The organism is Spirosoma taeanense (assembly GCF_013127955.1).
Lineage (GTDB): Bacteria > Bacteroidota > Bacteroidia > Cytophagales > Spirosomataceae > Spirosoma > Spirosoma taeanense.
In genome coordinates this window covers 5,098,250-5,123,104 of record NZ_CP053435.1, presented here as the reverse complement: position 1 = coordinate 5,123,104, position 24,855 = coordinate 5,098,250, and the positions used below count along the sequence as shown (strand labels likewise).

Annotated in this window: 22 protein-coding genes; 10 read left to right on the top strand and 12 right to left on the bottom strand. The window is 52.9% G+C overall.

Annotation, left to right across the window (positions count from 1 at the left end; translation table 11 throughout):
• Positions 1-160: 160 nt before the first annotated feature.
• Together atpD and atpC are read left to right on the top strand one after the other, a co-directional pair.
• Positions 161-1,684: a F0F1 ATP synthase subunit beta gene (atpD, locus tag HNV11_RS21190; protein ID WP_171741566.1), complete on the top strand. Its 1,524-nt coding sequence runs from the start codon at positions 161-163 to the stop codon at positions 1,682-1,684.
• A gap of 194 nt (positions 1,685-1,878) precedes the next feature.
• A complete protein-coding gene (gene atpC, locus HNV11_RS21185; protein ID WP_171741565.1) occupies positions 1,879-2,124 on the top strand; it encodes an ATP synthase F1 subunit epsilon in 246 nt (81 codons plus the stop codon).
• A 78-nt stretch (positions 2,125-2,202) separates the two neighbouring features.
• On the opposite strand, the gene gcvP is transcribed toward atpC, so the two are convergent.
• Entirely contained in the window at positions 2,203-5,091 is a 2,889-nt protein-coding gene (gcvP, locus tag HNV11_RS21180; RefSeq protein WP_171741563.1) for an aminomethyl-transferring glycine dehydrogenase, read from the bottom strand.
• A gap of 186 nt (positions 5,092-5,277) precedes the next feature.
• Here gcvP and HNV11_RS21175 point away from each other — a divergent pair, with 186 nt between their 5' ends.
• Genes HNV11_RS21175 through HNV11_RS21160 form a run of 4 tightly spaced genes read left to right on the top strand, consistent with a single transcriptional unit; the run spans position 5,278 to position 9,360 of the window.
• Positions 5,278-7,383: a DUF7657 domain-containing protein gene (locus HNV11_RS21175; protein WP_449451400.1), complete on the top strand. Its 2,106-nt coding sequence runs from the start codon at positions 5,278-5,280 to the stop codon at positions 7,381-7,383.
• Positions 7,383-8,099 (top strand): glycosyltransferase family 2 protein, encoded by a 717-nt coding sequence (locus tag HNV11_RS21170; RefSeq protein ID WP_171741561.1) that lies wholly within the window; start codon positions 7,383-7,385, stop codon positions 8,097-8,099. Before HNV11_RS21175 ends, HNV11_RS21170 begins: the two co-directional genes overlap by 1 nt.
• Positions 8,100-8,118: 19 nt before the next feature.
• The gene (locus HNV11_RS21165; protein WP_171741560.1) at positions 8,119-8,454 is read left to right on the top strand and encodes a DUF2304 domain-containing protein; all 336 of its coding nucleotides are present in this window, start codon (positions 8,119-8,121) and stop codon (positions 8,452-8,454) included.
• A 12-nt stretch (positions 8,455-8,466) separates the two neighbouring features.
• Positions 8,467-9,360, top strand: coding sequence for a glycosyltransferase family 2 protein (locus HNV11_RS21160; RefSeq protein ID WP_171741559.1), 894 nt, complete (start codon positions 8,467-8,469; stop codon positions 9,358-9,360).
• On the opposite strand, the gene HNV11_RS21155 is transcribed toward HNV11_RS21160, so the two are convergent.
• Complete coding sequence (locus HNV11_RS21155; RefSeq protein ID WP_171741558.1) at positions 9,357-9,977, bottom strand: class I SAM-dependent methyltransferase; 621 nt, start codon at positions 9,975-9,977, stop codon at positions 9,357-9,359. The genes HNV11_RS21160 and HNV11_RS21155 overlap by 4 nt on opposite strands.
• Before the next feature lie 278 nt (positions 9,978-10,255).
• Here HNV11_RS21155 and HNV11_RS21150 point away from each other — a divergent pair, with 278 nt between their 5' ends.
• Both HNV11_RS21150 and HNV11_RS21145 read left to right on the top strand, forming a co-directional pair.
• Complete coding sequence (locus HNV11_RS21150) at positions 10,256-11,851, top strand: M28 family peptidase (RefSeq protein ID WP_171741557.1); 1,596 nt, start codon at positions 10,256-10,258, stop codon at positions 11,849-11,851.
• A gap of 56 nt (positions 11,852-11,907) precedes the next feature.
• Complete coding sequence (locus HNV11_RS21145) at positions 11,908-12,873, top strand: nitrilase family protein (RefSeq protein ID WP_171741556.1); 966 nt, start codon at positions 11,908-11,910, stop codon at positions 12,871-12,873.
• 100 nt (positions 12,874-12,973) lie between these two features.
• On the opposite strand, the gene HNV11_RS21140 is transcribed toward HNV11_RS21145, so the two are convergent.
• Positions 12,974-14,593, bottom strand: coding sequence for an amidohydrolase family protein (locus tag HNV11_RS21140; protein WP_171741555.1), 1,620 nt, complete (start codon positions 14,591-14,593; stop codon positions 12,974-12,976).
• A 107-nt stretch (positions 14,594-14,700) separates the two neighbouring features.
• Here HNV11_RS21140 and HNV11_RS21135 point away from each other — a divergent pair, with 107 nt between their 5' ends.
• Positions 14,701-15,654: a hypothetical protein gene (locus HNV11_RS21135; protein ID WP_171741553.1), complete on the top strand. Its 954-nt coding sequence runs from the start codon at positions 14,701-14,703 to the stop codon at positions 15,652-15,654.
• A 17-nt stretch (positions 15,655-15,671) separates the two neighbouring features.
• The gene (locus tag HNV11_RS21130) at positions 15,672-16,454 is read left to right on the top strand and encodes a hypothetical protein (protein WP_240163617.1); all 783 of its coding nucleotides are present in this window, start codon (positions 15,672-15,674) and stop codon (positions 16,452-16,454) included.
• A gap of 20 nt (positions 16,455-16,474) precedes the next feature.
• On the opposite strand, the gene HNV11_RS21125 is transcribed toward HNV11_RS21130, so the two are convergent.
• From HNV11_RS21125 to HNV11_RS21085, 9 genes are all read right to left on the bottom strand, one after another.
• Positions 16,475-16,954, bottom strand: a complete 480-nt coding sequence (locus HNV11_RS21125; protein WP_171741552.1) for a hypothetical protein — start codon at positions 16,952-16,954, stop codon at positions 16,475-16,477.
• Positions 16,955-17,183: 229 nt separating this feature from the next.
• Positions 17,184-18,086 (bottom strand): SAM-dependent methyltransferase, encoded by a 903-nt coding sequence (locus HNV11_RS21120; protein WP_171741550.1) that lies wholly within the window; start codon positions 18,084-18,086, stop codon positions 17,184-17,186.
• A 27-nt stretch (positions 18,087-18,113) separates the two neighbouring features.
• Complete coding sequence (locus HNV11_RS21115) at positions 18,114-19,208, bottom strand: fatty acid desaturase family protein (protein WP_171741549.1); 1,095 nt, start codon at positions 19,206-19,208, stop codon at positions 18,114-18,116.
• A 7-nt stretch (positions 19,209-19,215) separates the two neighbouring features.
• Complete coding sequence (locus HNV11_RS21110; RefSeq protein ID WP_171741548.1) at positions 19,216-19,572, bottom strand: winged helix-turn-helix transcriptional regulator; 357 nt, start codon at positions 19,570-19,572, stop codon at positions 19,216-19,218.
• 332 nt (positions 19,573-19,904) lie between these two features.
• Entirely contained in the window at positions 19,905-20,789 is an 885-nt protein-coding gene (locus HNV11_RS21105; RefSeq protein ID WP_171741547.1) for a metallophosphoesterase family protein, read from the bottom strand.
• 18 nt (positions 20,790-20,807) lie between these two features.
• A complete protein-coding gene (locus HNV11_RS21100) occupies positions 20,808-21,458 on the bottom strand; it encodes a hypothetical protein (RefSeq protein ID WP_171741546.1) in 651 nt (216 codons plus the stop codon).
• A 4-nt stretch (positions 21,459-21,462) separates the two neighbouring features.
• Positions 21,463-22,731, bottom strand: a complete 1,269-nt coding sequence (locus HNV11_RS21095; protein ID WP_171741545.1) for a glycerophosphodiester phosphodiesterase — start codon at positions 22,729-22,731, stop codon at positions 21,463-21,465.
• The gene (locus HNV11_RS21090; RefSeq protein WP_240163615.1) at positions 22,728-23,468 is read right to left on the bottom strand and encodes a hypothetical protein; all 741 of its coding nucleotides are present in this window, start codon (positions 23,466-23,468) and stop codon (positions 22,728-22,730) included. Before HNV11_RS21090 ends, HNV11_RS21095 begins: the two co-directional genes overlap by 4 nt.
• A gap of 158 nt (positions 23,469-23,626) precedes the next feature.
• Entirely contained in the window at positions 23,627-24,751 is a 1,125-nt protein-coding gene (locus HNV11_RS21085) for a Gfo/Idh/MocA family protein (RefSeq protein WP_171741544.1), read from the bottom strand.
• Between the last annotated feature and the right edge of the window lie 104 nt (positions 24,752-24,855).

Genomic DNA, 24,855 nt, shown 5'->3' with positions numbered 1-24,855 from the left:
CTTTGGGCCGTCGGATTTCCTAAAATCCTCACTAATAAACCGGTTCTGTTCTGAACGAGCTATAAAATGATGAAACCGCCCCTTTACTTTGCGCGGTTTTTCTCCTACTTTTGCAGTCCCAAACAATGGGTAACATTTCTATAAGCTATATCACATACAAATGATTACGGAAACGGCAGTCAATACGGGTAAGATTACGCAAATAATCGGGCCGGTCGTGGACGTGAGTTTCGAGGGCGAAGGCTCGCGGATTCCCGCCATTCTGGACGCCCTCAAAGTAACCAAAGCCAATGGTCAGCAGGTGATTCTGGAAGTTCAGCAGCACCTGGGTGAAGACCGCGTTCGGACCATTGCCATGGACTCGACCGATGGACTTTTCCGCGGGATGGACGTTACGGACCTTGGTCACCAGATCACCATGCCGTCGGGCGAAAATGTTCGGGGCCGGTTGTTCAACGTTGTTGGCGACGCCATTGACGGTATTCCCCAGCCCAAAAGCGCGGGTGGCCTGCCAATTCACCGGGGAGCGCCCAAGTTTGAAGACCTGGCGACTTCAACCGAAGTACTTTTCACGGGTATTAAAGTAATTGACTTGCTCGAGCCTTACGCGAAAGGCGGTAAAATCGGTCTCTTTGGTGGAGCCGGTGTGGGCAAGACCGTATTGATCCAGGAATTGATCAACAATATTGCGAAAGCCTACTCAGGTCTTTCGGTATTTGCCGGTGTGGGCGAACGGACCCGCGAAGGAAATGACCTGCTGCGCGAAATGATCGAAGCAGGGATTATCCGTTACGGCGAAGAGTTCAAACACTCGATGGAAGAAGGCGGCTGGGATCTGACAAAAGTTGATACCGAAGAGCTGACCCAAAGCCAGGCAACGTTTGTATTCGGTCAGATGAACGAACCACCGGGAGCCCGCGCTCGGGTAGCCCTGTCAGGTTTGACCATCGCCGAGCACTTCCGGGATGGCGATGGTCAGGGTGCCGGTCGAGACATTCTGTTCTTCGTCGATAACATCTTCCGCTTTACGCAGGCGGGTTCGGAGGTATCGGCTCTGCTGGGCCGGATGCCGTCGGCCGTAGGTTATCAGCCGACGCTGGCAACCGAAATGGGTGTCATGCAGGAGCGGATTACGTCGACCAAGCGCGGTTCGATTACGTCAGTACAGGCCGTTTACGTACCTGCCGATGACTTGACCGACCCGGCTCCGGCAACGACCTTTGCTCACCTGGATGCTACAACCGTATTGAGCCGTAAGATTGCTGAGTTAGGAATCTATCCGGCCGTGGACCCGCTTGATTCAACTTCACGGATTCTGACTGCCGAAATCCTGGGCGATGAGCACTACAACACGGCTCAGCGCGTGAAAGAGATTCTGCAGCGGTATAAAGAATTGCAGGATATCATTGCTATCCTTGGTCTGGAAGAACTTTCGGAAGAAGATAAGCTCGTCGTAAGTCGGGCCCGCCGGGTACAGCGTTTCCTGTCGCAGCCGTTCTTCGTGGCCGAGCAATTTACGGGTCTGAAGGGCGTTCTGGTACCCATCGAAGATACAATTAAAGGCTTTAACGAGATCATCGACGGTAAGTACGACCACCTGCCGGAAGCCGCGTTCAACCTCGTCGGTACAATTGAAGATGCCGTTGCGAAGGGTGAGCGGATGATGAAGGAAGCCGGACAGTAATTCATACGGGCAGTCCGTTGTGAGCCGTAAATCGATGTTACAGACAGCGTTTACAAGCTTCATTGCGGACTGCCTTTGTTTTTACCAGGCCTCAGGCTGGAATAAACTACTGCTAAGGCCACGTGGCCATCGGTGGCGAATCAGAATGGCCGCGTGCTTAATTTCGTAAAAGGAGCTTTGTAAGCAAGATTGCTATGACGTTAGATATTATTACTCCCGACCGTAAGGTCTTTTCTGGCGAAGCCTCCTCGGTAACGTTTCCGGGTAGCGAAGGTCAGTTTCAGGTCCTGAACAACCATGCGCCCCTGGTCAGTACGCTGGCTCGTGGCCCCGTTGTTGTGCAGACACCTTCGGGACAGCAGACGTTCACGGTAGATGGTGGCGTTGTTGAAGTCCTTCAGAACCGAGTGCTGGTGCTGGCCGAAGCTGTAGTTGCCTAAGCCAAGCCGCACAACCTCAAAACACAAAAAAGGGGACGCTCATCGCGAGCGTCCCCTTTTTATAGTTGTTAGGCCCTGTCAGGCCTGTTGTTCTACACTGACTTCTTCGGCAACTTCACTTGCGTAAGCCTCCGTCGGTACGCAGGCGCATACGAGATTGCGGTCGCCGTAGGCCGAATCAATTCGGCTCACACTCGGCCAGAATTTCCGGGCGCGAACTTGCGGCAAAGGATAAACTGCTTTTTCGCGGCTGTATGAGCGGGTCCAATCGTCGGCCAGTGCAACCGAAGCCGTATGGGGTGCGTATTTCAGAACGTTGTCCGTGCGATCGGCCGTCCCGTTTTCAATCTCACGAATCTCATTCCGGATCGCGATCATAGCGTCGCAGAAGCGGTCAAGTTCAGCCTTTGATTCGGATTCGGTCGGCTCGATCATCATCGTACCGGCAACCGGGAACGATACGGTCGGTGCATGGAAACCATAGTCCATCAGACGCTTGGCGATATCTTCAACTTCAATGCCTACAGCCTGCTTGAACGGACGGCAGTCAATAATCATTTCGTGCGCAGCCCGACCGTTTAGGCCGGTGTAAAGCGTTTCGTAATGGCCTTCCAGACGAGCTTTAATATAGTTGGCGTTCAGGATTGCCCGTTTGGTGGCGTTGGTCAGCCCTTCACCGCCCATCATGGCAATGTAGGCGTAGGAAATCGTCAGGATACTGGCGGAGCCATAAGCAGCGGCCGAAACGGCTCCTTCGCTGCCGAGGTCAACGTGGCCGGGCAGGAACGGCACCAGCTGCGGAGCAACACCAATTGGACCCATACCGGGACCGCCACCGCCATGTGGAATACAGAACGTTTTGTGCAGGTTCAGGTGACAAACGTCGGCACCGATGCTTGCGGGCGATGTCAGACCTACCTGCGCGTTCATGTTTGCACCGTCCATATATACCTGCCCACCGTTCTGGTGAATGACTGAGCAAATCTCCTTGATGCTTTCTTCAAAAACACCGTGCGTCGACGGATACGTCACCATCAGGCACGACAGGTCGCTGCTGTGCTGTTCGGCTTTGGCTTTCAGATCGGCCACGTCAATATTGCCGCGCTCGTCGCATTTCACAATGACGACTTTCATGCCAGCCATAACCGCGCTGGCGGGGTTGGTGCCGTGTGCCGACTGCGGAATAAGAGCGATGTTTCGATGCGCTTCGTTCCGGCTTTCGTGGTAGGCCCGGATAACCATCAGACCCGCGTATTCTCCCTGTGCACCGGAATTCGGCTGCAGCGACATGGCCGCAAAACCCGTGATTTCGCAGAGCCAGGCAGATAAATCGTTGAACAACTGCTGATAACCAGCGGCCTGATCTTTCGGGGCGAAGGGATGTAGCTTGCCAAATTCCGGCCACGTAACGGGGATCATCTCGGCCGTGGCGTTCAATTTCATCGTGCAGCTACCGAGCGAAATCATGGAATGAACCAGCGACAGGTCTTTCTCTTCCAGCGACTTCAGATACCGAAGCATCTCGTGCTCGGTATGGTGCGTATTGAAAACCGGGTGCGTCAGGTAATCCGACTGGCGAATTAAGCGCTCGGGCCACTTAATTTCCAGTTCTTCAACAATAGCGTCAATATTTGCTTTGACTCCAAAAACCGATAGCAGCTCCGTTACGTCGTTGAGCGTTTTCGTTTCATCGAACGAGACGCCAACGTGCTGGCCATCGGGTAGGTAACGCAGGTTAAGCTGAGCCGCCCGTGCCGATTTTTTCAGGGAATGCGTATCGTCAACTTTGACCGTAATCGTGTCGAAGTAATTCTCGGTGCTGACTTCGTAGCCATTCCAGCGCAGGGCGGTCGCGAAAACTTTGGTCAGGCCGTGTACCCGCTCGCCAATCGCGCGCAGACGCGCCGGACCGTGGTAAACGGCGTAGCTGCTCGCCATGACGGCCAGCAGAACCTGCGCTGTACAGATGTTTGACGTCGCTTTTTCGCGCCGGATGTGCTGCTCCCGGGTTTGCAGTGCCATACGCAACGCCGGGTTGCCCTGCGCATCGACGGATACGCCGATGATGCGGCCGGGAATCTGGCGCTTGAACGCGTCCCGGGTGGCAAAAAAGGCTGCGTGGGGACCACCGTAGCCCATAGGAACGCCAAACCGTTGCGAAGAGCCAACTACAACATCAGCCCCCATTTCGCCTGGAGGGGTCAGTAATGTTAGCGCCAGCAGGTCGGCTGCTACGGCGACTGTGATGCCCAACTCATGCGCCGTAGCGATCAGGTCGGTGTAGTCAAACACTTCGCCGTCGGATGCCGGGTATTGAAGCAGCAATCCGAAAATGTCTCCGCTGGTCAGATCGACCGAGCGGTGATCGCCGACAAGTACCGTAATACCAACTGGCGTAGCCCGGGTACGTATAACGTCAATGGTTTGCGGGTGGCAACGCTCGGACACAAAGTACGTTGTTGCCGTTTTGCGGGCGGGCGGGCGCGTAGCGTACAGCATTGTCATAGCTTCGGCTGCCGCGGTTGCTTCGTCGAGCAGCGACGCGTTGGCCAGATCCATACCCGTCAGGTCCGAGACAACCGTCTGGAAATTAAGCAGAGCTTCGAGTCGGCCCTGTGCAATTTCGGCCTGATAAGGCGTGTATGCTGTGTACCAGGCCGGATTTTCGAGAATGTTGCGGAGAATTACGTTGGGCGTGATGGTATCGTAGTACCCGGTGCCGATGTAGGATTTATAAACCTTGTTCTGAGCCGCTAACTGCTTAAGGTCGGTCAGAAACTGAATTTCTGATTTGGGGGCGGGCAGGTTGAGCGGCTGCTCAAGCCGGATTGCTTCCGGCACGGTCTGATCGATTAACTCATCTAGGGTATTGACGCCAAGAGTCTGAAGCATTTCGGCCTGGGCCGTATTGGTTTGACCGTGGTGACGGTCTTCAAACAAGTCTGTCTGGTGAAGTTTTAGTTTCATGCCGGGATAGCCCACGTTTGCGTTTCAATGGAAACTCAAATTTACGCTAAAACGTGCGATATCCGGCAGACCCGCCACGGCAAAACAGAAGGGCGCCCGCCGGAAACCAGTTGTTATCACGTATTTAATTTGCCCGTCCAGGAAAATAGGCCTAATTTTTGAGATTAAAACGAATGCCCGTCGGCCATTCCTCATGTCGAAGAAACAGAAAGCAAAGCCTCAGACCCCGGCCGCGAAGCCAAAACCTATTCAAAATCAAACGGAAAGTGCCGTGACGGCTACTCCACGTTCGGCCTCCAAGAGCGAACCCCAATCCGTAGTAGCCCCCCTGCGCCGACGTCAAGTTCGCTGCTGATTCAGTTTGATCGACGGGTAAAGTGGTTTACCGGCATTTGTGTTGGGCTGTTCCTGATCCTGACGCTGCTGAAACTGCACGGCTCGTCGGTGGCCATGTGGAACCAGATTGTGCCGGATGGCTCCGACCCTAAACGGGGACTGGTGGCGGGGCGGGCCAAGGCCATTCGTGTGGATGAATACGGAGTCTTAACGCCCTATATGCTCTCGCAGGCCCAGAATGATTTTGCTCTCCAGAACGAAGCCCTCGGGGGTGGTAGCGTGCCACTCGTACTGGGCGTACCTGCTAAACACTTCATTACCTTTTTCCGGCCGCATTTCTGGGGATTTTTCGTGCTGGATACCGAACGGGGATTCGCCTGGTGGTGGAATTTCAAGGTGTTCGGGATTCTGCTGTCGGCGTTCTTTTTGTGTCTTCTATTGACGAAGAATAACTTCTGGCTATCCCTATTCGGTGGATTCTGGATCTTGTTATCGTCCGGAACACTCTGGTGGTTTTCAACAGGGCTTACCGAAATGATTATCGGGGCCTGCCTGCTGCCGGTGGCAGTTATCTATCTGCTTTACGGCGAAACAACTCGTCAGGTAATCATTGGGGCCATTCTGGCAGCCTGGGGAAGTCTATATTTTGCGTCGCACCTTTACCCGCCTTATCAGGTGCCGCTGGCGTATCTGATGGCTTTTTTGCTGGTTGGGTATGTGCTGAACCGCAAGCGGACCGATCTGTTTGCCAATCTGCCCGTTAAGGGTGCAGGTGTTCTGGTTACGCTGGGTCTGATAGGTATCGTTGGTTTTTTATACTACCGGGATGCTAAACCCACGCTCGATTTGATGCTGAATACGGCCTATCCTGGTAAGCGGGTCGAATACGGCGGGACGGGGTTTGTAGGCAACTGGTTTTCGGAGTATTTCAACAGCTTCTTTATCTCCGATCAGCATTTCCCAGCTACGTGGCTGAACATCTGCGAGTTATCCCATTACCTGACCTTTGCGCCGATTATCCTGATCTGGCTGGCTTACCAGTGGGGTACGACCCGGCAAGTGGATTATACCCTGGCGGGCGTTGCCCTGTTTGTCTTGTTCGGCTGGCTCTGGATTGAAGTCGGCTTTCCCGAATGGCTGAGTAAACTAACCCTGATGAGCACCAGTCCTACCCGACGTGCTCAGATACCCTTTGGTCTGGGGAACGTGCTGCTGACCATCCTGTTTCTGGGCGATACACGCCGAACAGCCGTCAATGTATCGTCGGCCGTTCGGGGGCTGGTCGTTGCTGCAGCCGTGGCAACCGTTGTCATTGCAGCCTATCAGAATTATACCGACGCGCCTGGTTTCTTCCGCACCGATCAGTTGGTGATGGGGGCCGTTTATTTCGGCGTACTGAACGCTCTGCTCATACCGGTCTGGTCATTCTCGTATCGGCAAATACTGTTTTGCGTGGGCATCGTGATCGCTTTGTTGCCGAACCTGAGTGTTAACCCATTAGCCAAAGGATTATCGCCCGTTACCGAGAACGTTCTGTACCGGGCCGTCGAGAGTATTCGGCAGCAGGACCCCGAGGCCCGTTGGGTGGTTTTCGGAAATAATTACCTGACGTATCTGGTCGGAGCTACCGGCGTAAAGCAGGTAAGCGGGGTAAAATACACGCCGAACTTTGCGACTATGCGGGTGATTGACCCGACCGCTAAACGGGATACGGTATATAATCGCTATGCCCATTCGGTCTATCGGTCGTATCCCAATCCCACCGACACAACAATTATCGACAACGGCGGCAGCTACGATGCGTATGGTGTTTACATTGACCCATGTTCGCCTAAACTAAAGAAACTGAACGTTAAGTATATAGTGTTTGAAGAGGTAAAGCAGCCGGTCGAAACCCGTTGCATGACCCTGCTCAATGAACTGGGAAGTCTGAAAATTTATCGGATCAATAACTGATGAACCCGCAGCCTGCTTCCATCGGCCGGGAGGTTGACCCCGCTTCCGTTTTCATCGTTGTTCCCTCCTACAACGAAGGTAAGGTTGTGCGCAATACGCTTATGCCCCTGCTGATGGCGGGCTATTCGGTTGTGCTGGTGGATGACTGTTCAACCGATCAGACGAAGCAGGCGGTGGCTGACCTGGGAATACATTATCTGCGTCACCCTATCAACTTAGGGCAGGGGGCGGCCCTGCAAACAGGCATGACCTACGCACTGCAACAGGGCGCTGATTACATTGTGCATTTCGACGCGGATGGGCAGCATAATTTTCGGGATATCGACAGTTTGCTGGCTCCCATTCTGGCCGGCGAGGCCGACGTAACGACCGGCACCCGTTTTCAACGGAAAGAAGACATCCGGGCCGTTCCGGCCAGTCGACGGGTGTTGCTCAAAGCGGCCGTTTTGGTGAATGGCCTGCTGACGGGTATGTGGATGACCGATGCACACAATGGCTTTCGGGCGTTCAGCCGGTCGGCGGCTCAGGCGATTCGCATTACGGAGAACCGGATGGCCCACGCAACGGAGATTCTGTCGCTCATCCGGCAGGCGCACCTACGATTGACCGAAGTCCCCGTTCACATTACGTATAGCGAATATTCGTGGGCTAAAGGGCAGAGTTCGCTCAACTCATTTCATATTTTAATTGATCTGATTCTCAGAAAGATTCTTTAACCGCTTTTCTGGCAGCTTTATGACACCCATTAAGATCCTGCTGGCGCTACCGCTTCTGTTACTGATTCTGCGGTTTGTGACCCGGCTCCACGACAAGACGGTTTACCGCATCTCGCTGATTCTGATTTCAGCGGTAGGTATCGGACTGATTCTGTTTCCGGATGCCAGTAACGTAATTGCGAATGCCCTCGGCGTGGGTCGCGGCACGGATCTGGTGCTTTACGTTGGCGCCGTTATTTTCTTTATCACGCTCCTGGTGTTATACTCAAAGCTGAAGAAAATTGAAGCGACGCAGACGGAGATCATCCGGCAAATGGCCATTGATCAGAGTAAAAAGCCGGATGCTACGGCCTAATGTCGTTTAATTATGGCCTCTCCGCAGCTAACGTTTGCCATACCCTATTATCGGGGCCTGGACCTGCTGGAGAAGGCAATTCAGAGCGTTTTCAGCCAGACTCAGTCAGATTGGAAACTGCTGATCAGTAACGATGGTGGCCCCGACCCTGCGTTGGATGCGCTGGTTGCCCGCTTCGCCGACTCCCGCGTGACGCTTGTGCACAACGAGCGCAATATGGGCATGGCCGGCAACTGGAACGCCTGCCTCGACCGCGCCGATACACCCCTGGTAACGTTATTACACGCCGATGATGAGCTGTTGCCAAACTACACAGCCGTCGTTATGCAGGCTGTTGCCGATCATCCAGACGCAACGCTGTATTATTGTCAGGCAAGCGTGGTTGATGAAAACGGGCAGCCGAGCTTTTCGTTACCCGATCGGGTCAAGCGCTTCATTCAGCCGCAGCCGGTAGGGCCTTATACCCAGCTAACTGGCGAAGCCGCGCTGACGCGTTTGCTGCGCGGAAATTTCATTTTTTGCCCCACGATCTGCTACCAGAAATCCAGGCTTGGCGAACTGCGTTTCTCGTCCGACTGGCGGTTTGTGCTGGATTTTGACCTGACGACGCATCTGCTGCTAAAGGAGCACACTTTTATAGGCATCAACGAAGTAGCCTATGCTTATCGTCGGCATGGCTCAAATGCAACCGTAGAGTACACGCAGAACCGGCTGCGGTTTGAGGAAGAAATTCAACTGTTCAACCAACTGGCCGATGAATGTGCCCGCAAAGGCTGGCAGCAGGCTCGGCGCGTAGCTCAGGCTAAGACGATCATCCGCCTGAATTTGCTCTACTGCGCCCTTACCGATTCGCTGAAAGGCCACCTGCCGAACGCTGTTCAGAAGCTGCGGCTACTGACTACTTAACTGTCTGAATTTGCCTTAGCTCTTTCATAAACCGATACCAGTTCATTATGGGTGAAGTAGCGCGAAAATGCTTTTGAGTTGAGCGGGAAGTACTTCTGATGAATCAGATGATACGAGCCGTAGGTGGTTAATCCATGTTTTACAAAAAAGTCCCGGTCAAGAAAGGTTCGGTGCGTTGCATCGTGCCGAAAGCCTTTAACGCCAGGCACCACGAAAATAAACCGGTCGATGCCGAGTCGTTCGCCTGTGGTCAGGAGTTTCCGGATTACTTCCTGTGGGTTGGTGAGGTGCTCGAGCACGTGGGCCATCAGCAGCGATTTGAACTGTCCCGGTATCAGGCCACGGAATTGGTAATCATCGGCTTCGGGGTCATACAAACGAACGTTCAGCCCCCGGCTCTGGCAATACGCTACTGTTGTTTCATTGATTTCCAGTCCAAGCGATCCGGCCGGCAACTGTTCCAGCACTTCGCCCACGCCACAACCAAAATCAATGGTCGGTCCGGTGGTGAACCGGATCATGTTTTTGATATACAGGTTGTTGCGGACCCACTGGCGGAAAGCGCTGCGCTCCAGTTGATACGCGGTGTACTCCTCGGTATACAGGTTTTCACTCATGAACAGGAAACAAAGGCAGTAAAAGATGATTAAAACTACGCGAATTTGCCCGATAAACGCCAGCGTGAACTGACGTAACAAATTAAAAGCCGCGTTAGCTGGACTGGATTATGCTGTATCCATCAAAATCCGTACCCGAACCGGCTTAACCTCGTTCTGTAGTATATTTACCAGACCAAAATAGGGAGTTCGTTTAACCGATTTTCCCGTTACGTTCGTTAAACAAAGGGCATTGTCCCGAAACACTTCTGACCGAAAAGTTTTCAATTATCTCCTGAATGAATTTCCTAACATCAACACTGGCGGCCGGTTTAATGTGCCTGCCGTTTCTGAGCCAGGCTCAACAAAAATTTGCCGAAACCATTACGGCGGCTGACCTCGAAAAACACCTCAGGATTCTGGCCGCCGACGATATGCAGGGGCGGGAAACCGGTACGCCCGGCCAGCGTAAAGCCGCTGAGTACATTGCCGGGCAGTTTGCGGCCAATGGCCTGAAACCGCTCGTTAAAACGGCCGACGGTAAGTTGGGCTATCAGCAACCGTTTACGCTTTATAAGAAGACCTGGGGTGATTTTTACGTCAGCGCGGGCAGTAAACGGTTCGCCTACCTGAAAGATTTCGTGACCAATGGCCTGCTAAGTGTGCCGACCGAAACGCCGTACGAAACCGTGTTCGTAGGCTATGGAATCAACGACAATACCCTCAACGAATATGGCGATCTTGACGTAAAAGGCAAGGCCGTTGTGCTGCTGGACGACGAGCCCAAAACCGAAGACGGCAAATCGCGGGTTGACGCCACGAGCAGTTCCAGCAAGTGGGGCGGAGGGAACGGCTGGCGGGCGAAGGCTGCGCTGGCGAAGGAAAAAGGGGCCGCTCAGATTTTCATCGTCTCGGCCGACTCGGCCGCCGGTTTTCAACGGGTTCTTGCCCAGCGGGGCGCCCTGATGGGCCGATTCAATCGGTTAGGGTTAAAACCCGGCACGGAGGACGTAGGCTCCGTTGGCGTTTTTCTGATTTCGCCGGATATGGCGGCTGCATTGCTCAACGTAACAACCAGCCAGTTTAACGAAGCGAGTCGGTTATATACCCGCTCAACCGGTACTCAATTACCAAAGCTGACGGGCACTGTGGCCATTAAGGCCGAACGCATCGAAGAACAGGTGCAGTCGTCGAACGTACTGGGGTTCATCGAAGGCTCCGACAAAAAAGACGAGATTATGATTATCTCGGCGCACTATGACCACATTGGCGTTAGTGCCGATGGGCAGGTTAACAACGGGGCCAACGACGATGGATCGGGTACGGTGTCGGTGCTGGAAATTGCCCAGGCGTTTGCCAAAGCTAAAGCCGCCGGCAAAGGCCCGCGCCGGTCAATTCTGTTCCTGACCGTAACGGGTGAAGAAAAAGGACTGCTGGGATCGGAATATTACGCCGACATGAATCCGGTCTTGCCACTCGAAAACACCGTCTGTGACCTCAACATCGATATGGTCGGCCGGGTCGATGACCTGCACCAGGGGAAAAACGACAACTATATCTACGTAATCGGATCGGATAAGCTGTCATCCGAGCTGCACAAAATCAGCGAAGACGCGAATGAGAAATCCGTTAAGATGGAGCTGGATTACAAATACAACGATCCCAAAGACCCACAGCGCATCTATTACCGGTCCGATCATTACAACTTCGCCAAGCACCGGATTCCCATTGTTTTCTATTTCAACGGTCTACATGCAGATTATCACCGCCCGACCGACGACGTTGAAAAAATTGATTTCAAACTGGCTGAACGGTCGGCCCGGCTGGTATTCTTTACGGCCTGGGAAGTCGCCAATCGGGACCAGCGCCTGGCCGTTGACAGCAACAAACAGTAATCGGTCTGAACCGGCTGCTTTCCTGTGCAACCGAAGTCGTTAATCGCTTTAGTCTGATGCAAAATCTGAAGATTGCCACCGCTCAGTTTGAAAATGCCAGTGGCGATAAAACCTATAATCTGGGAGTTATTCGTAGCCTGTCGGCGAAAGCCGCCCAGCAGGGCGCGCAGGTGGTTGCCTTTCACGAATGCTCCATTACGGGCTATACCTTCGCCCGGAATCTGTCGAAAGAACAGATGCTGGCCATTGCCGAGTATATCCCCGAAGGTGAAAGCGTTCAGGCATTAACCCAGATTGCCCGGGATAATGATATCGCCGTGCTGGCGGGGCTGTTTGAGAAAGACCGGGACGATCAGTTGTTTAAGGCCTACGTCTGCGTCGATAAAAACGGGCTGGTCGCCAAGTATCGTAAACTGCATCCGTTTATCAATCCGCATATTCTGCCGGGGAACGAATACGTTGTTTTTGATTTGCTGGGCTGGAAATGCGGGATTCTGATCTGTTACGATAACAATGTAGTGGAAAACGTCCGTGCAACGGCCCTGCTGGGTGCCGACGTGATTTTTATGCCGCACGTAACGATGATGACGCCGTCTACCCGCCCTGGTGCGGGCTTTGCCGATCCGGCTTTATGGGCGAATCGGGAAAATGACCCTACGTCACTGCGTCTGGAATTTGACGGACTGAAGGGCCGTGCCTGGCTGATGAAATGGCTACCCGCCCGTGCCTATGACAACGGCGTATATGTTGTCTTCTCCAACCCAATCGGCATGGACGACGATCAGTTAAAGAATGGCTGCTCGATGATTCTGGACCCCTTTGGCGATGTGCTGGCTGAGTGTCGCGTGTTAGGCAATGACGTGGTTACGGCCGTTTGTACACCCGATAAGCTCAAACAGGCTGGTGGCCATCGGTACCGAAATGCCCGACGGCCAGATCTATACCGGGACATTCTCGGTCAGGAACATACGCCCGAACAGAAAGTTGTCTGGCTGAACGGCGATAGCTCTTCCAGTAAGTAATTGCGTATTCCGCCGAATCAAACGCCCAAAGCAAGCTACTATGGCCTGCTTTGGGCGTTTGATTGTATCTGGTAGTTACGAAGCGCGATGAAGCCAGTTTTTATTTATTCCCGCCGGACACTTTACCTGGCTTCGGCGCAATACCCGGCTGCGTGATCTCAAAGTTTTCTTTTTGCTTGGCATCTGCTACAATCTTCCGCACATCAGCTAAGAGTTTTTTCGCATCGTACACAACGCCGTCTTTAACCGTGTACGTAACCCCGCCAATGCGTTCAACTTCGTTCTTGGCGTTGAGGTGGATCGCCCCCGTGCCGTAAAGTACTTTCAGGTTTGCCAGCGGGTTCTGGTCAATGATGACGAAGTCAGCGAGTTTACCTACTTCCACGGAGCCAATCTGATCGGCCATGCCGAGGGCTTCGGCCCCTTTCAGCGTTGCCGTCCGGATCACTTCGAGCGGGTGAAAACCGGCTTCGCGCAGCAGTTCAAGCTCGCGGATATAGGCAAAGCCGTATAGCTGGTAAATAAACCCCGAATCGGAGCCCGTTGTGACCCGGCCACCCCGGTTTTTGTATTCGTTAATGAACTGCATCCAGAGCTGGTAATTCCGCTTCCAGGCCACTTCCTGCTCAGTACCCCAGTTATGCCAGTAGGACCCGTGCGAAATCCGGCTGGGGCCGTAAAACCGCCATAAACTGGGCAGGGTATAGTCGTCGTGCCATTCGGCCCGGCGGGCCATCATCAGATCGCGGTTGGCTTCGTAAATGTTGAACGTCGGATCGAGCGTAAAATCCAGCGCGATCAGCTCGTCTATGACCTTGTTCCAGCGCTCGGTACCAGGCTTAGCGGCCTGCTGCCACAGATTGCCGGCTTCCTCGAACCGGTTCTGCTCGTTATTGTAATTGTAATCGGCAGGGTAGTTCTGAATGGTTTTGTCCTCAAACAAGGCTTCTGGCAAGCCGTACCAGTGTTCCATGCTCGTCAGTCCGGCTTTGGCGGTTGCCAGTGCGTTCATCCGGGCTACTTCCAGCTGCGCATGGTGGCAGGCCGACCGGAGTCCAAGCTTTCTGTTTTCGTCCAGAGCGGCCCGGAAAATGGCGGGTTCAGCACCGAAAAACTTGATGCCGTCGGCTCCTTTCCTGGCGTTATCACGCACCCAGGCGCGGGCCTGTTCGGGTGTACTGATCGGGTCTTTTGCTCCCTGACCGAAAACCGTATAGGCTTTGATGCGCGGGGCCGTAATCTCGTTACGTTCACTTTTAGCGCGGTGTTCGAGTACCCAGTCGAGACCATTACCGCAGCTTGGATCGCGAATGGTTGTAATACCGTGCCCGAGCCAGAGTTTGAAGACGTACTCTGCGTGGGCGCCCTGATCTTTGCCGCCAATGTGGCCGTGCATATCCACGAAACCCGGCATCAGATACATGCCCTCGCAGTTCAATTCTTTATCGCCCAGTGCAGCCTGAGGGCGGCTCTTTGCGTCAATTGGAACACCGGGATAACCAACCAGTTTGATTTGAACAATCCGGTCCTTTTCAACCACAATATCAACCGGGCCAACTGGTGGCGCACCCGTGCTGTTTATAAGCGTAACGCCCCGAATGATTAGCCGCCCGAACGGGCCGTCGCCTTCGTGGCGAGCCGGCGCTTTTTCAACCTGAGCCCATGTAAGCTGGCTGAAAACGATAAGCAGGAAACCCACAGAATGTAAGCGTAAAGGCATGTGTGCTAAGGCTGGTTGGGTAAACAGTTGTAAGATAAGCTAAACTACCAGACTTTTGCATCAAATGGAACGGGTCACGTCTGTTGGCGCTACACCCTGATTTAGCTATGAAGCAAATAATCACGAAAAATTTTCTGCTCATTATTCTGGCGCTGGCTGTAGTGTTCGCCTTTGCTATGAAGGCAACGGTATTTCAGCAGAAGTCCAACGTAGCCAGCCCCGCCGAGCCAGCCCCGGTCCAGTTTGCGGCCTATTGGTTTGCCGGGAAAGCTGAACTCAGCAGCTACCGGCTCGAACAGGCACAGTATGGTGTACTCAATCCGGGCGAAGCTGTGCTGATTTTTGTGACCGAAGATTTTCGAACCGATAAGCAGGTAAAATCCGAAACGGCCGACAGCCGCGATAAGGCGATACCTGTGCTGAAGACTAACATGATCAGGAAGTTTGCAACGGGCATTTACGATTATTCCTTGTTTACATCTGTCTTTACGCCCATCCATAACCCGGCCTTTCCGAATACGCTTAAAGTCAGCACGTCGGGGCAGGAGTGGTGCGGACACAGCTATATTCAGCTCAACTATCAAAACAACGGGTATCAGGTTGCCGGTAAATCGTATTTCGAAAAAGAAGTTAACGAAGCGTATTCGGTGGCAAAAACCTGGCTTGAAGATGAACTCTGGAATCGTATACGGCTTGATCCGGACAAGTTACCCGTCGGTGAGATACAACTCATTCCCGGCACTATGGCAGCCCGGTTACGGCATAAACAGCTCGAACCCCTGCTGGCTCAGACGAAGTTGGATACGTACAAGGGTGTTCTGTATCCGGGCAAGTTCCTGAAAGCTTACCGGATTCAGTACCCAACCGACGACCGAACGCTGATGATCGTGTTCGAAGGCCAGTTCCCGCATAAAATCGTCGGCTGGGAAGAAACCTATAAGAGCAAAGACAACGTTCTGACCTCACGCGCCGTTTTAAAGACGACCCTACAATCTGATTACTGGAATCATAACGCCCCCGCCGACAGCACGTTACGGAAGGCGTTACTATCGGGCCGATAAACGTCGGCGATTTGTTTATGAACTGTATGCACACGATTAGCCGGGCTGTGCTCGGCTTTTTTCTGATTACGATGCTGGCCTGTTCCAGCGATGGAGACAAGACCCGAACGGCTGTCAGTGAACCGATTTATACGCTGATCTTTCTAGACAAAACCCGCAGTGTTAACGTAAATAACGCGTTCGTAGCCCAGAAGTATCAACAGGCGCTGACCGACATTATTGAACAGAACATCCGGCAGAAAGGCGATCAGCTGGCGGTTTATTTCATTCATGAAAACACGGCTAAAGCTCGCGTTCTGAACCTGACGACCCGTACGGAGATGGAAGATGTCAGCGCGGCCAGCCCCACCGACCGCGAAGCGGCCGAAACTGAGTTTGGACTGATGCTGACCCGCGAGAAAGCCCAGATCCGGCAGCGGGTGCAGCAGCAGTTGGTGAAGCAGAATACGGGCTCGTCGAATCGGGAAACCGACATCTGGGCCAGCCTGCCCGTAATTGCCAAAGCCAACGAGTCGGGCGCGACGGTAAAAGTATATTACCTGAGCGACATGATCGAAAGCGTAAAGGGAGCAAATCGACGCGATTTTCAGGTAAAGCCGCCCAAAGACAACGCGCAGGCCGATGAATGGGCGAAAGCCGATGCCGAACAGCTTAAACGCTACCCAATTGGCAGCCCGGAGATTACGATGATTTTACCTTTTGAACCGAACGCATCGGTAAAGCAAAACAACCCCACCGTAACGCAGTACTGGCAAACCCTGTTTACGGAATTGGGGGCGGGAACAGTGGAAGAACAATAGAAGCCAACTCAATGAAACGATTACAACCGAGTTGTTGGGGTAGTCGGTTTGAGCAGATGCTGCTCGGCCTCCTGCACGGCCCGTTCGATGTGATGACGCAAATAAATTCGCTGCTCATCCACAAAAAAGGCTACGTCGGCGTCGTAATCGGCACTAAAGAAAACGCCATTGGCAAAATAGCCGTTGCCGGCATCGTAATAGCAGTTAAACTGGCCGGGAGCGAAATGAGCAGGAAGCCCCGTCTGGGGAATAACACTCCGGCGTATGCTCTCGACCAGCGACGTAATGTCCTGTATTTTACCATGCACCCCCACTCCGTTTGTGAAATCGACTCGATGACCGGCTTTTTCGGACTGATGCAGCAGATCGTCGACCAGGCGGATTAACTCCGCGAATGTCTGCTCGCAGGCACCGTCGTCCGGGCGATTTCGATCAAAAATGGGCGACCCGATTAACTGATGGAGCTGACTCTGGCGCTGGCTGCTGATGGGCGTGGTCATAATCTGGTGAGACGTTCCGCCCCGTTTGGCCTTGTGTTTAACTGATTGATTTTTTGATTTTTTACCCCAATCCGGATTGGCCGCAGCCGTTCCTGTTCGAGAATCATGGGTCGAAACATAGGTGCGAAATAAGCGCCAATGTTAGCGGCCCGGAATGCCACTGTAATCTTCGAAATAAAATTCATGATCGTTTTCATGGCATCAGGTATTCGGTTAAAACGGTTCCGGTTTACACTTTCTCGAACACAAGCCGGTAGTGATCCATTAATTCGCGCTCGAAACAGACACGGTTCGGACTTTTACGGAAAGTGGCAATCAGGCCCCGAAAAGCGGGATTGATTAGTAACTGGGGCAGAAGCGAGGCATAAGTCAGGTACTTTTCCAGGCTGAACGCTCGAAAGCGCTTGCGCCACTGCCCAATGGTTTCAATGTAGTCGAGCCGTCCGCTGCTTTTCGAAATAAGCTTAAACTTTGGCTCGGCATTGCGAATGACCTGCTCAGGGCCGTAAGGTAGCCAGGATCCCGGAAACTCCGCTACCATTAGGGCCATATAATAAGCGTCGGAGTCCGGGTCAGCATCCAGCCGAATACGCTCGAAGGGCGGCATGTTCTTGCTGAACACCATCGTCTGCATATAAAACCGGCCGCCCACGGGCAGTAAATCCGCTACATGCTGAAAGAAATCAGCGTAAACGGCATCCTGCTGGCCTGCCTGCCATTGTTCAATCGAACAGAAGTGCTCCATGCCGCCAATGCAGGTGATCGCATCAAACCGACCGTAATCGGTGGGCCGGATGGTGCGGCAGTCTTTTACATCCACACGCAGACCGTTGCGCTGGCAGGCCGCTGCCTGCCCCTGCGATAACGTAACGCCCCGGCCGTCGGCACCCCGACCTTTTATGTAAGTCAGAAAGGGTCCCCAGCCACAGCCCATATCGAGCACCTTTGAGCCAGGACCAATAGACAGGCTGTCCGCTATAAATTGGTGTTTCTGCCGCTGAGCCTCTTCGAGTGTCAGTGAGAAATCACCGTTATACATAGCACCACTATAATCGCCGGTTTCGCCCATGCTCAACCGAAAGATTTTATCGATCGTCGAATACGTAAAGTCAAGATCTTTTTGAGAGGCCATGAGCGAAAGGAGTTGATGATTAACAGTCTACGTCAGACGGGTGGATGGCGTTTGACCCATTTGTTTTAGGAATCGGTAATGCGAAACCAGCGCCGAAGAAAACGTAGGACTTTCCAGGTAAGGCAGATTGTGCTCGTGCGCGGTCTGTTTCACAATAGCCGTAATGGCCGGGTAATGAATATGGCAGATCTTGGGGAACAGATGATGTTCAATTTGCCGGTTTAACCCGCCACAAAAGAAAGCCGCAATAGCGCTGCGGGGCGCGAAATTGGCCGTAGTCCGCAATTGGTGGATTGCCCAGGCTTCCTCAATATTACCATTAGGCGTTGGCAGCGGGAACGAGGTTCCTTCTACCACGTGCGCCAGCTGAAATACCAGCCCCAACACTAGTCCTTCAACAATGTGCATGGCCACAAAGCCAATTAGCACCTGCCACCAAGCAACGTCAAGCACGAGCAACGGAAGCGCCAGAAACAACAGATAGTAAACGGCTTTTGTAACGAACAGGGTCACGTACTCATGGGTCTCATGGGTTGTATCGTACTGACCGATTTTATCCTTGAACATCTTCAGGAAATCTTTCCGGAACACCCAGGCCAGCGATGTCAGCCCGTAAAGCGGAAACGCATACAGATGCTGATATTTTTGCCAGGGGCGAACCTCATCAGCCGGATCGAGCCGGATAAGCCCCGGCGCTACGTCGATATCCTCGTCATGACCAGGAATGTTGGTATACGTATGATGAACCACGTTGTGCATAATTCGCCAAACGTAAGGACTGGCGCCCAGCAGGTAAAAGCTGTAACCAAGCAGCCGGTTAACCCAGCCGTGGCGGGAGAATGCTCCGTGCACGGCGTCGTGCGCAACGTTAAAGCCAATGAAGGCCGCAAATGTTCCCAGCAGCATTGCCATGCCCAGCATAGCCCATCCACCAAACTGATTCGATAAAATCAGGCCGTATAGCAGGCCATAGCCTGTCAGGAAAAAAATAGCTTTCGTCCACATAGCCCCGTTTGCATTCGGGGAAACATTGTTTTCCGTAAAATACGTATCTACACGTTTGCGGACAGTCGAGAAGAACTGGGATCGCCCGGTGTTGGTAAACTTCACTGTTGAAACCATCGGTTGCTTAATTGAAATGATCGTCGGACGAAGTCGAAAAAATCCGGCCGATTTCTTTTAGTTGGATAAAAATGGGTAGGGCAAGCCGCCCGCGTTCGGTAAGGGTGTACTCTACCCGAGGTGGGACCTCAGCGTACACCTTACGCTGGACCACGCCCAATGTTGTCAATGCCCTCAGGTCTTTGGCCAATACTCTATCGCTAACGGAGGGGAGCTGGTCTTTTAATTCTGTGTAGCGAAGCGTCTTCTGACCCAGTAAAAGGATGATTGGTAAGCGCCACTTGCCGTAGAGTATTTCTATGGCCCTATTGATGAGCGGTTGCTCAGAGCTATAGCTCTCGTCGTTTGGTTTGTTCCTTGCCACAGTAATGGGTTAAAACAAACCGAAGCAGTGGTAAAGAATCGGTCGGCGATGAATAAAAGGAGAAGGAAACGAGCAGCGCAAGGAGAAGCTCGATACTAACTGCGCTGTTAGCTACTAACCACTAACTGTGAACAATAAAAAAAAGTTTAATATTCAACTATATTCAGCAATTAATGCTCAGTCTTATGTAAATGTATGGCACGCTGCTGTTAAACACAACTTATCGGCCAATATAGCTTCCTAAGGCCCGATTTGTTTATCTGATCCAGGTCATTGGCAGACTGTTACGGATGCTAACAGTCTGCGCTTACTCCTGAAATAATTTTTAATAATCAGACTTGTGGCGCACTAACTGGGGTTGGGTTAATCTCGTAGGAATAGCCGATATCGAAGCCCGAAAAATCGCTTTTCAGACAATAGGAGATAAGTTCGAGCGCATCACCCTCCCGCCGAACGGCGAGGTAGTGGAACATGGGTTTATACTGCGTAGCTATGTCCGGCAGGCGGCTAGGCGAGGTGTTCAGCGGCTGACGTAATCCGCCCCCGCCCCCAATAACCAGAAACTCCTTGCCTTCAAACTGATACCGCTCAAAGGCGTGGGAGTGGCCCGTAATAAAAAGTCGTGCCTTCTGGGATTTTATGTAACAGGGTACAAACCGTTGCTGCACCAGTTTAGAGGAGCCAACCAGTTTGCTGTTTGAATAAGGAGCATGGTGGCAGGTAACGATAATAACCCGAATCGCCGGATTGTCGTCCATCTCCCGCAGCGTTTGCTCATACCAGGTCTGCTGCTTAACCAGATCCGCAGCCGACATAATCTGAAAATTGGAGTTCAGCATAATGACCGCGATGCCGTCGGTTATTTGCAGATACCCAGTCGGGCTATGTTCGGGAAAACGCTGCTGAAAATTCCGGGCTCCTTTTCGGGGGCGGCCCATTACGTCATGGTTGCCCATGATCGCGTAAACGGCGGTTCCGACCTGTCGGCAATTCTCCAGAAACCGGTCAATCATAGGCCATTTATTATTGCGGAAACCGAGCGATACAATATCACCCAGCCAGTAAAGCACGGATGGTTGCCGCCGAATAATTTCGGCAAAGATTGCCTGGGTCGCTTTTGTGTTCTGATGGGCGCGCAACACTAGCCGTTCTACCCACATGGGGGCCTGTGTGTCGCTTAAAAACAGAATATTGGGGTGTTGGTCGTCCTGACTCATACTACACTAACGTTGACTTTACCACGAAAATGCCCGCCAGACTACCTGAAGCTGCAGCCCGAAAACGGCGTCTTCCGTAGCGGTAGCATCATACCATTTTAACTCAGTGGCCACTCGAATCCGGCGGCCAATGGGTTGTGTATAAGCGCCGGCCATCATCCAGCCCAGACTATACCGTCTGGCATCTACAATGCCGGCATAGTTCAGCCGGGACTGAATCCGGTAAACACCGGTGCCGCCCGTTAAGGATAAGCGTCTGGCCAGGCTACGCTCGGTACCGCTCAGCCAGGCTAGTGGCATCGAAAACACAAGCAGCATGGGTATGGCCGATACATATACCTGCGACCGCTGACCATTTGCCAGTGCCCTATACGAGTACATGGTCGTCCAGCCCGTTTCCAGCCCCAACCGAAGGCGGTGGTCGGGGTACCACATCGCCCGAACCGTAGCTGGAACCCCAAACCGGCTGACATCGACCTGTTCCAGACCGGGCGGTACACCCAGGTGGGTCGAGTAGTAGGAGAGACCCCCGCCAACCGTAACGACAATGGTGTACGGGTCCCGTTTAGCAACGGTCGAATCGTTGGAGCGATTCGACTGTGCGGCCACTATCCGGCTACACACCATCAGGATAACGAATCCAACTTTAATTTGTGAGCAGATATTCATGGAATTATTGACCGGCGTAATGATAATAAGCCACAACCGAAGAATAGTTGGATAAAATACCATCGAAACGGCCATCGCTGATGAACTGCTCAATAAACCGGGGTTCGTCGAGCGTCCAGACGAATACGGTTCGACCTTCGGCTTTCATCGCCAGCACTTCCTCGGTTTGGGGGCCTAATGTCCAGCGGGGAGCCCAGATGCGGGCGTTTAAACCACGGGTAATGGCCGTATCCAGTTCGCACAGAATAGGCGTATTGTCTTTGTTGGGTAAGGACTGATACGACTCAATGGCTTCAGGGCCTGGTAAACCAATCACAATCTGGACGTTACGCCCGGCCTGAAGCGCCCGTTGCCGAAATTTCTGCTGGATGGCCTGCACTTTGTCCATAGGCCCAATGTATTTCGTATCGAGCCAGACAAAATCCAGAGATGTATTTGCGATCACGGTTTCCAGGGCTTCTTCCAGCGTCGGAATTTTTTCACCGTTGATAAGCCTGACGAACGTAGAAAGTTGTTGGTAGGTATAAGTCTCAATCGGCCCGTCCAGACCATTCTTCTGAATGAGTCGGAGGTTTAATCGGTTATCATGGTAAAGAATCGGTACGCCGTCTTTCGTGTATCGTACGTCCATTTCTACGCCATTTGCGCCCAGCCGGGAAGCCAGCTTGATGATTTCTATGGTGTTTTCTGAAACCGAAAGCAGATCGGATGTTCGACCCCCGCTCCGGTGCGCCAGAATATCGAATGGTTTTCGGTTGAGGGGCCGCCGGTACGTAAACGTCAGCGTATTGGTTGGCTCTGCCGACTGTTCGCCATACACTCCTCTTATTACGAGCGTGTCGCCTTCCGTCAGCCGACCGCTGCGAAAACGCTGCAGTTGCCCATTGTGTTTGGCGCTTACGGTTAGCCGCACCCGCCCGGTTTCGGTATTGATCAGCTTGCGCCAGTACCCCAGCAAAACTAAACTATCTGACTGCGGACTACCTTCCAGATTAAAGAAAGCCGCGTCCTTCCCGGTAAATACGGATAGATAGTGAGTAGTATCGGTACCCTTTAGCGTATAAGTCCACTTAAGGGCAACCTGCTCGCCAAAGCGATCAGAACCATCTGTAACGCGGTAGACGCCTTCAATCAGTTGCCGCACGGGGGGGGTGAACTGACCCGAGCCCGGTATGTTCGCAAAGTTATACGGTACTGGAGCCTCGTATTCTTTCCGGCAACCCAGAAAGAAGAGCCACAGGCAGCCAATCAAGAAGTAAACAGACGGTTTCACAGGATGAAGCTGAAAAAGAGTTGTGGATAGAACAGGTTCCGGTCGAACGTATCGTAGAGCGACCAGAATTGCCAGTTGAAGTTGGAATAGGCGGCCCGTAGTCCAAGCGATACGTGCTGATTGTCGTAGAAAGGCTGTTCGAGCACTACCGTAAAGGCCAGGCCATTGATCTGCCGCCGGTCGTATTCTACCGCCAGACTACCGACCTGGGATCGATAATACAGATCAATCATCAATTCAGACCGTACCGTTAACCGCAGGTCCCGTGTTAGCCGGTAGCCGAGTGATGCGTGCGGAAAGGTCTGATAGCCATATGCCTGGCTGTTGAATACATCCTTGATTTTCAAGGCGCCAAACCAGACCGCCACGTCGTTGCCAGCGGAAAAAAACAGACGGTCGGTCAGGGGGGTAGCCCAGCGTAAGCCCAGAGCAAGATGACTCTGGACAAACTGCGTCTGCAGACGCCCCGTTACAAATAGATGCTTTGATAGACTATGCTGAAGATTAGCGTCAATGGCTGGTACGCTCACCCGAACCTCTTCGGTGAGTTCGGGGGGCGTTGTTGTGAACACCAGACCGAGCGACTTGCGCCATTCGCCGGGGCGGGGTGCCTGCGGAAAATAGATGCCGGGCTGGCGAGGTATAGAATCTCGCGGCTCAGTTTGCCCGAGCGCAACAGATACGACCAGTAAGCTGCCGAGCAGGCCCGGTCCTACAGAAGTTAAGAACGTCTTCACCTAACGTTGAATGAATGGGAGTCAGATGAAGTAAACTGCGTTGAAAGAAATATGTTATGAAAGGCGGGCTTCAGAAAAAACGCAGCCCAATGTCATCTGACGACATTGGGCTGCGTGGGGTTACCGGGCCGAATTGTTTATCCGTGAAACGATTTAACTCAGGCCTTCAAATCAATTTTTCGACCCGTCTCAGCGGCACGGTAGATAGCCTGGAGCAGTCGAACGTCGCGGAGGCCTTCCTCGCCGGTAATGTGATCAGGCAGCTTTTTCCCGTCCAGCAGGTCTTTACAGACACCGTCCATATGCATAGCCTGGTGATTCACAACTGGCTGCTCAATCGGGCCTTTGCTGGTGCGCCCTTTCAGTGGGCCATAGCCAAATGCAGGCGATAGCTCGAACCAGCCATTCTGACAAGCTGCGTACAGCCGTTCAATCCCGGCCGTGTAGCTGGTCGTCGAGTTAGAGACAGCTCCGCTGGGAAATTCAAACTGCCAGAATAACGTCTCTTCGACGTCCTTGAATTTCTGCGGTTCGGTCTTCGGCGAAAACTGCGCAGTTACGGAAATCGGTTCTTCGCCCGTAACGTAGCGGCTACCCTGCACGGCGTAAATACCTACGTCCATCAGCGGACCGCCCCCGGCCATATCTTTTTTCATTCGCCACTGGGTTGGATCGCCGATGCGGAAGCCGTCGCTGCTTTCAATGAATTTGATTGGGCCAAAAACTTTTTCCTGACCCAGCCGCATCACCTCTTTAGTGAATGGTTCGTAATGCAGGCGGTATCCGATAGCCAACTGTTTATTGGCTTTTTTACAGGCCTCGATCATGTTCTGGCAGGCTTTGGGCGTAATGGCCATTGGCTTTTCGCAGATGACGTGTTTACCCGCCTGAGCCGCCCGAACTACAAATTCTTCGTGCATGGAGTTGGGCAGTACGACGTAAACGACATCAATGTCCTTGTTGTCGGCGATCCGGTCGAAGGTTTTATAGTCGTAGACATTAGCCTTCGGAATATTGTATTTCTGCATCCATTCTTCGGCTTTTGACGGAGTACCGGTTACGACTCCGGCCAGTCGGCAATTCTGCGTTTGTTGCAGGGCCGGAGCCAGCTGGTTCTTGCTGTAGCTGCCTAAACCAACCAGCGCTATACCGAGCTTACGGCCTTGCCGGGGTTCTGATTGAATAGAGTTGCCGAAGGCGTCGGTCAGTACGGGCAGCGTTATTGCCGAAGCGCCGACGTTCATGAGAAAGCGCCGACGCGACTGAATAAGCGAATTGGACATGGGAAAGCAATAAAGAAGGTTTGAATAGGTAAAAAGCACTGGCAATTACGGCTTTACCCGCCATGCTGATGCTTTTTACCTATCTTTTATTATCTATTGGCCAT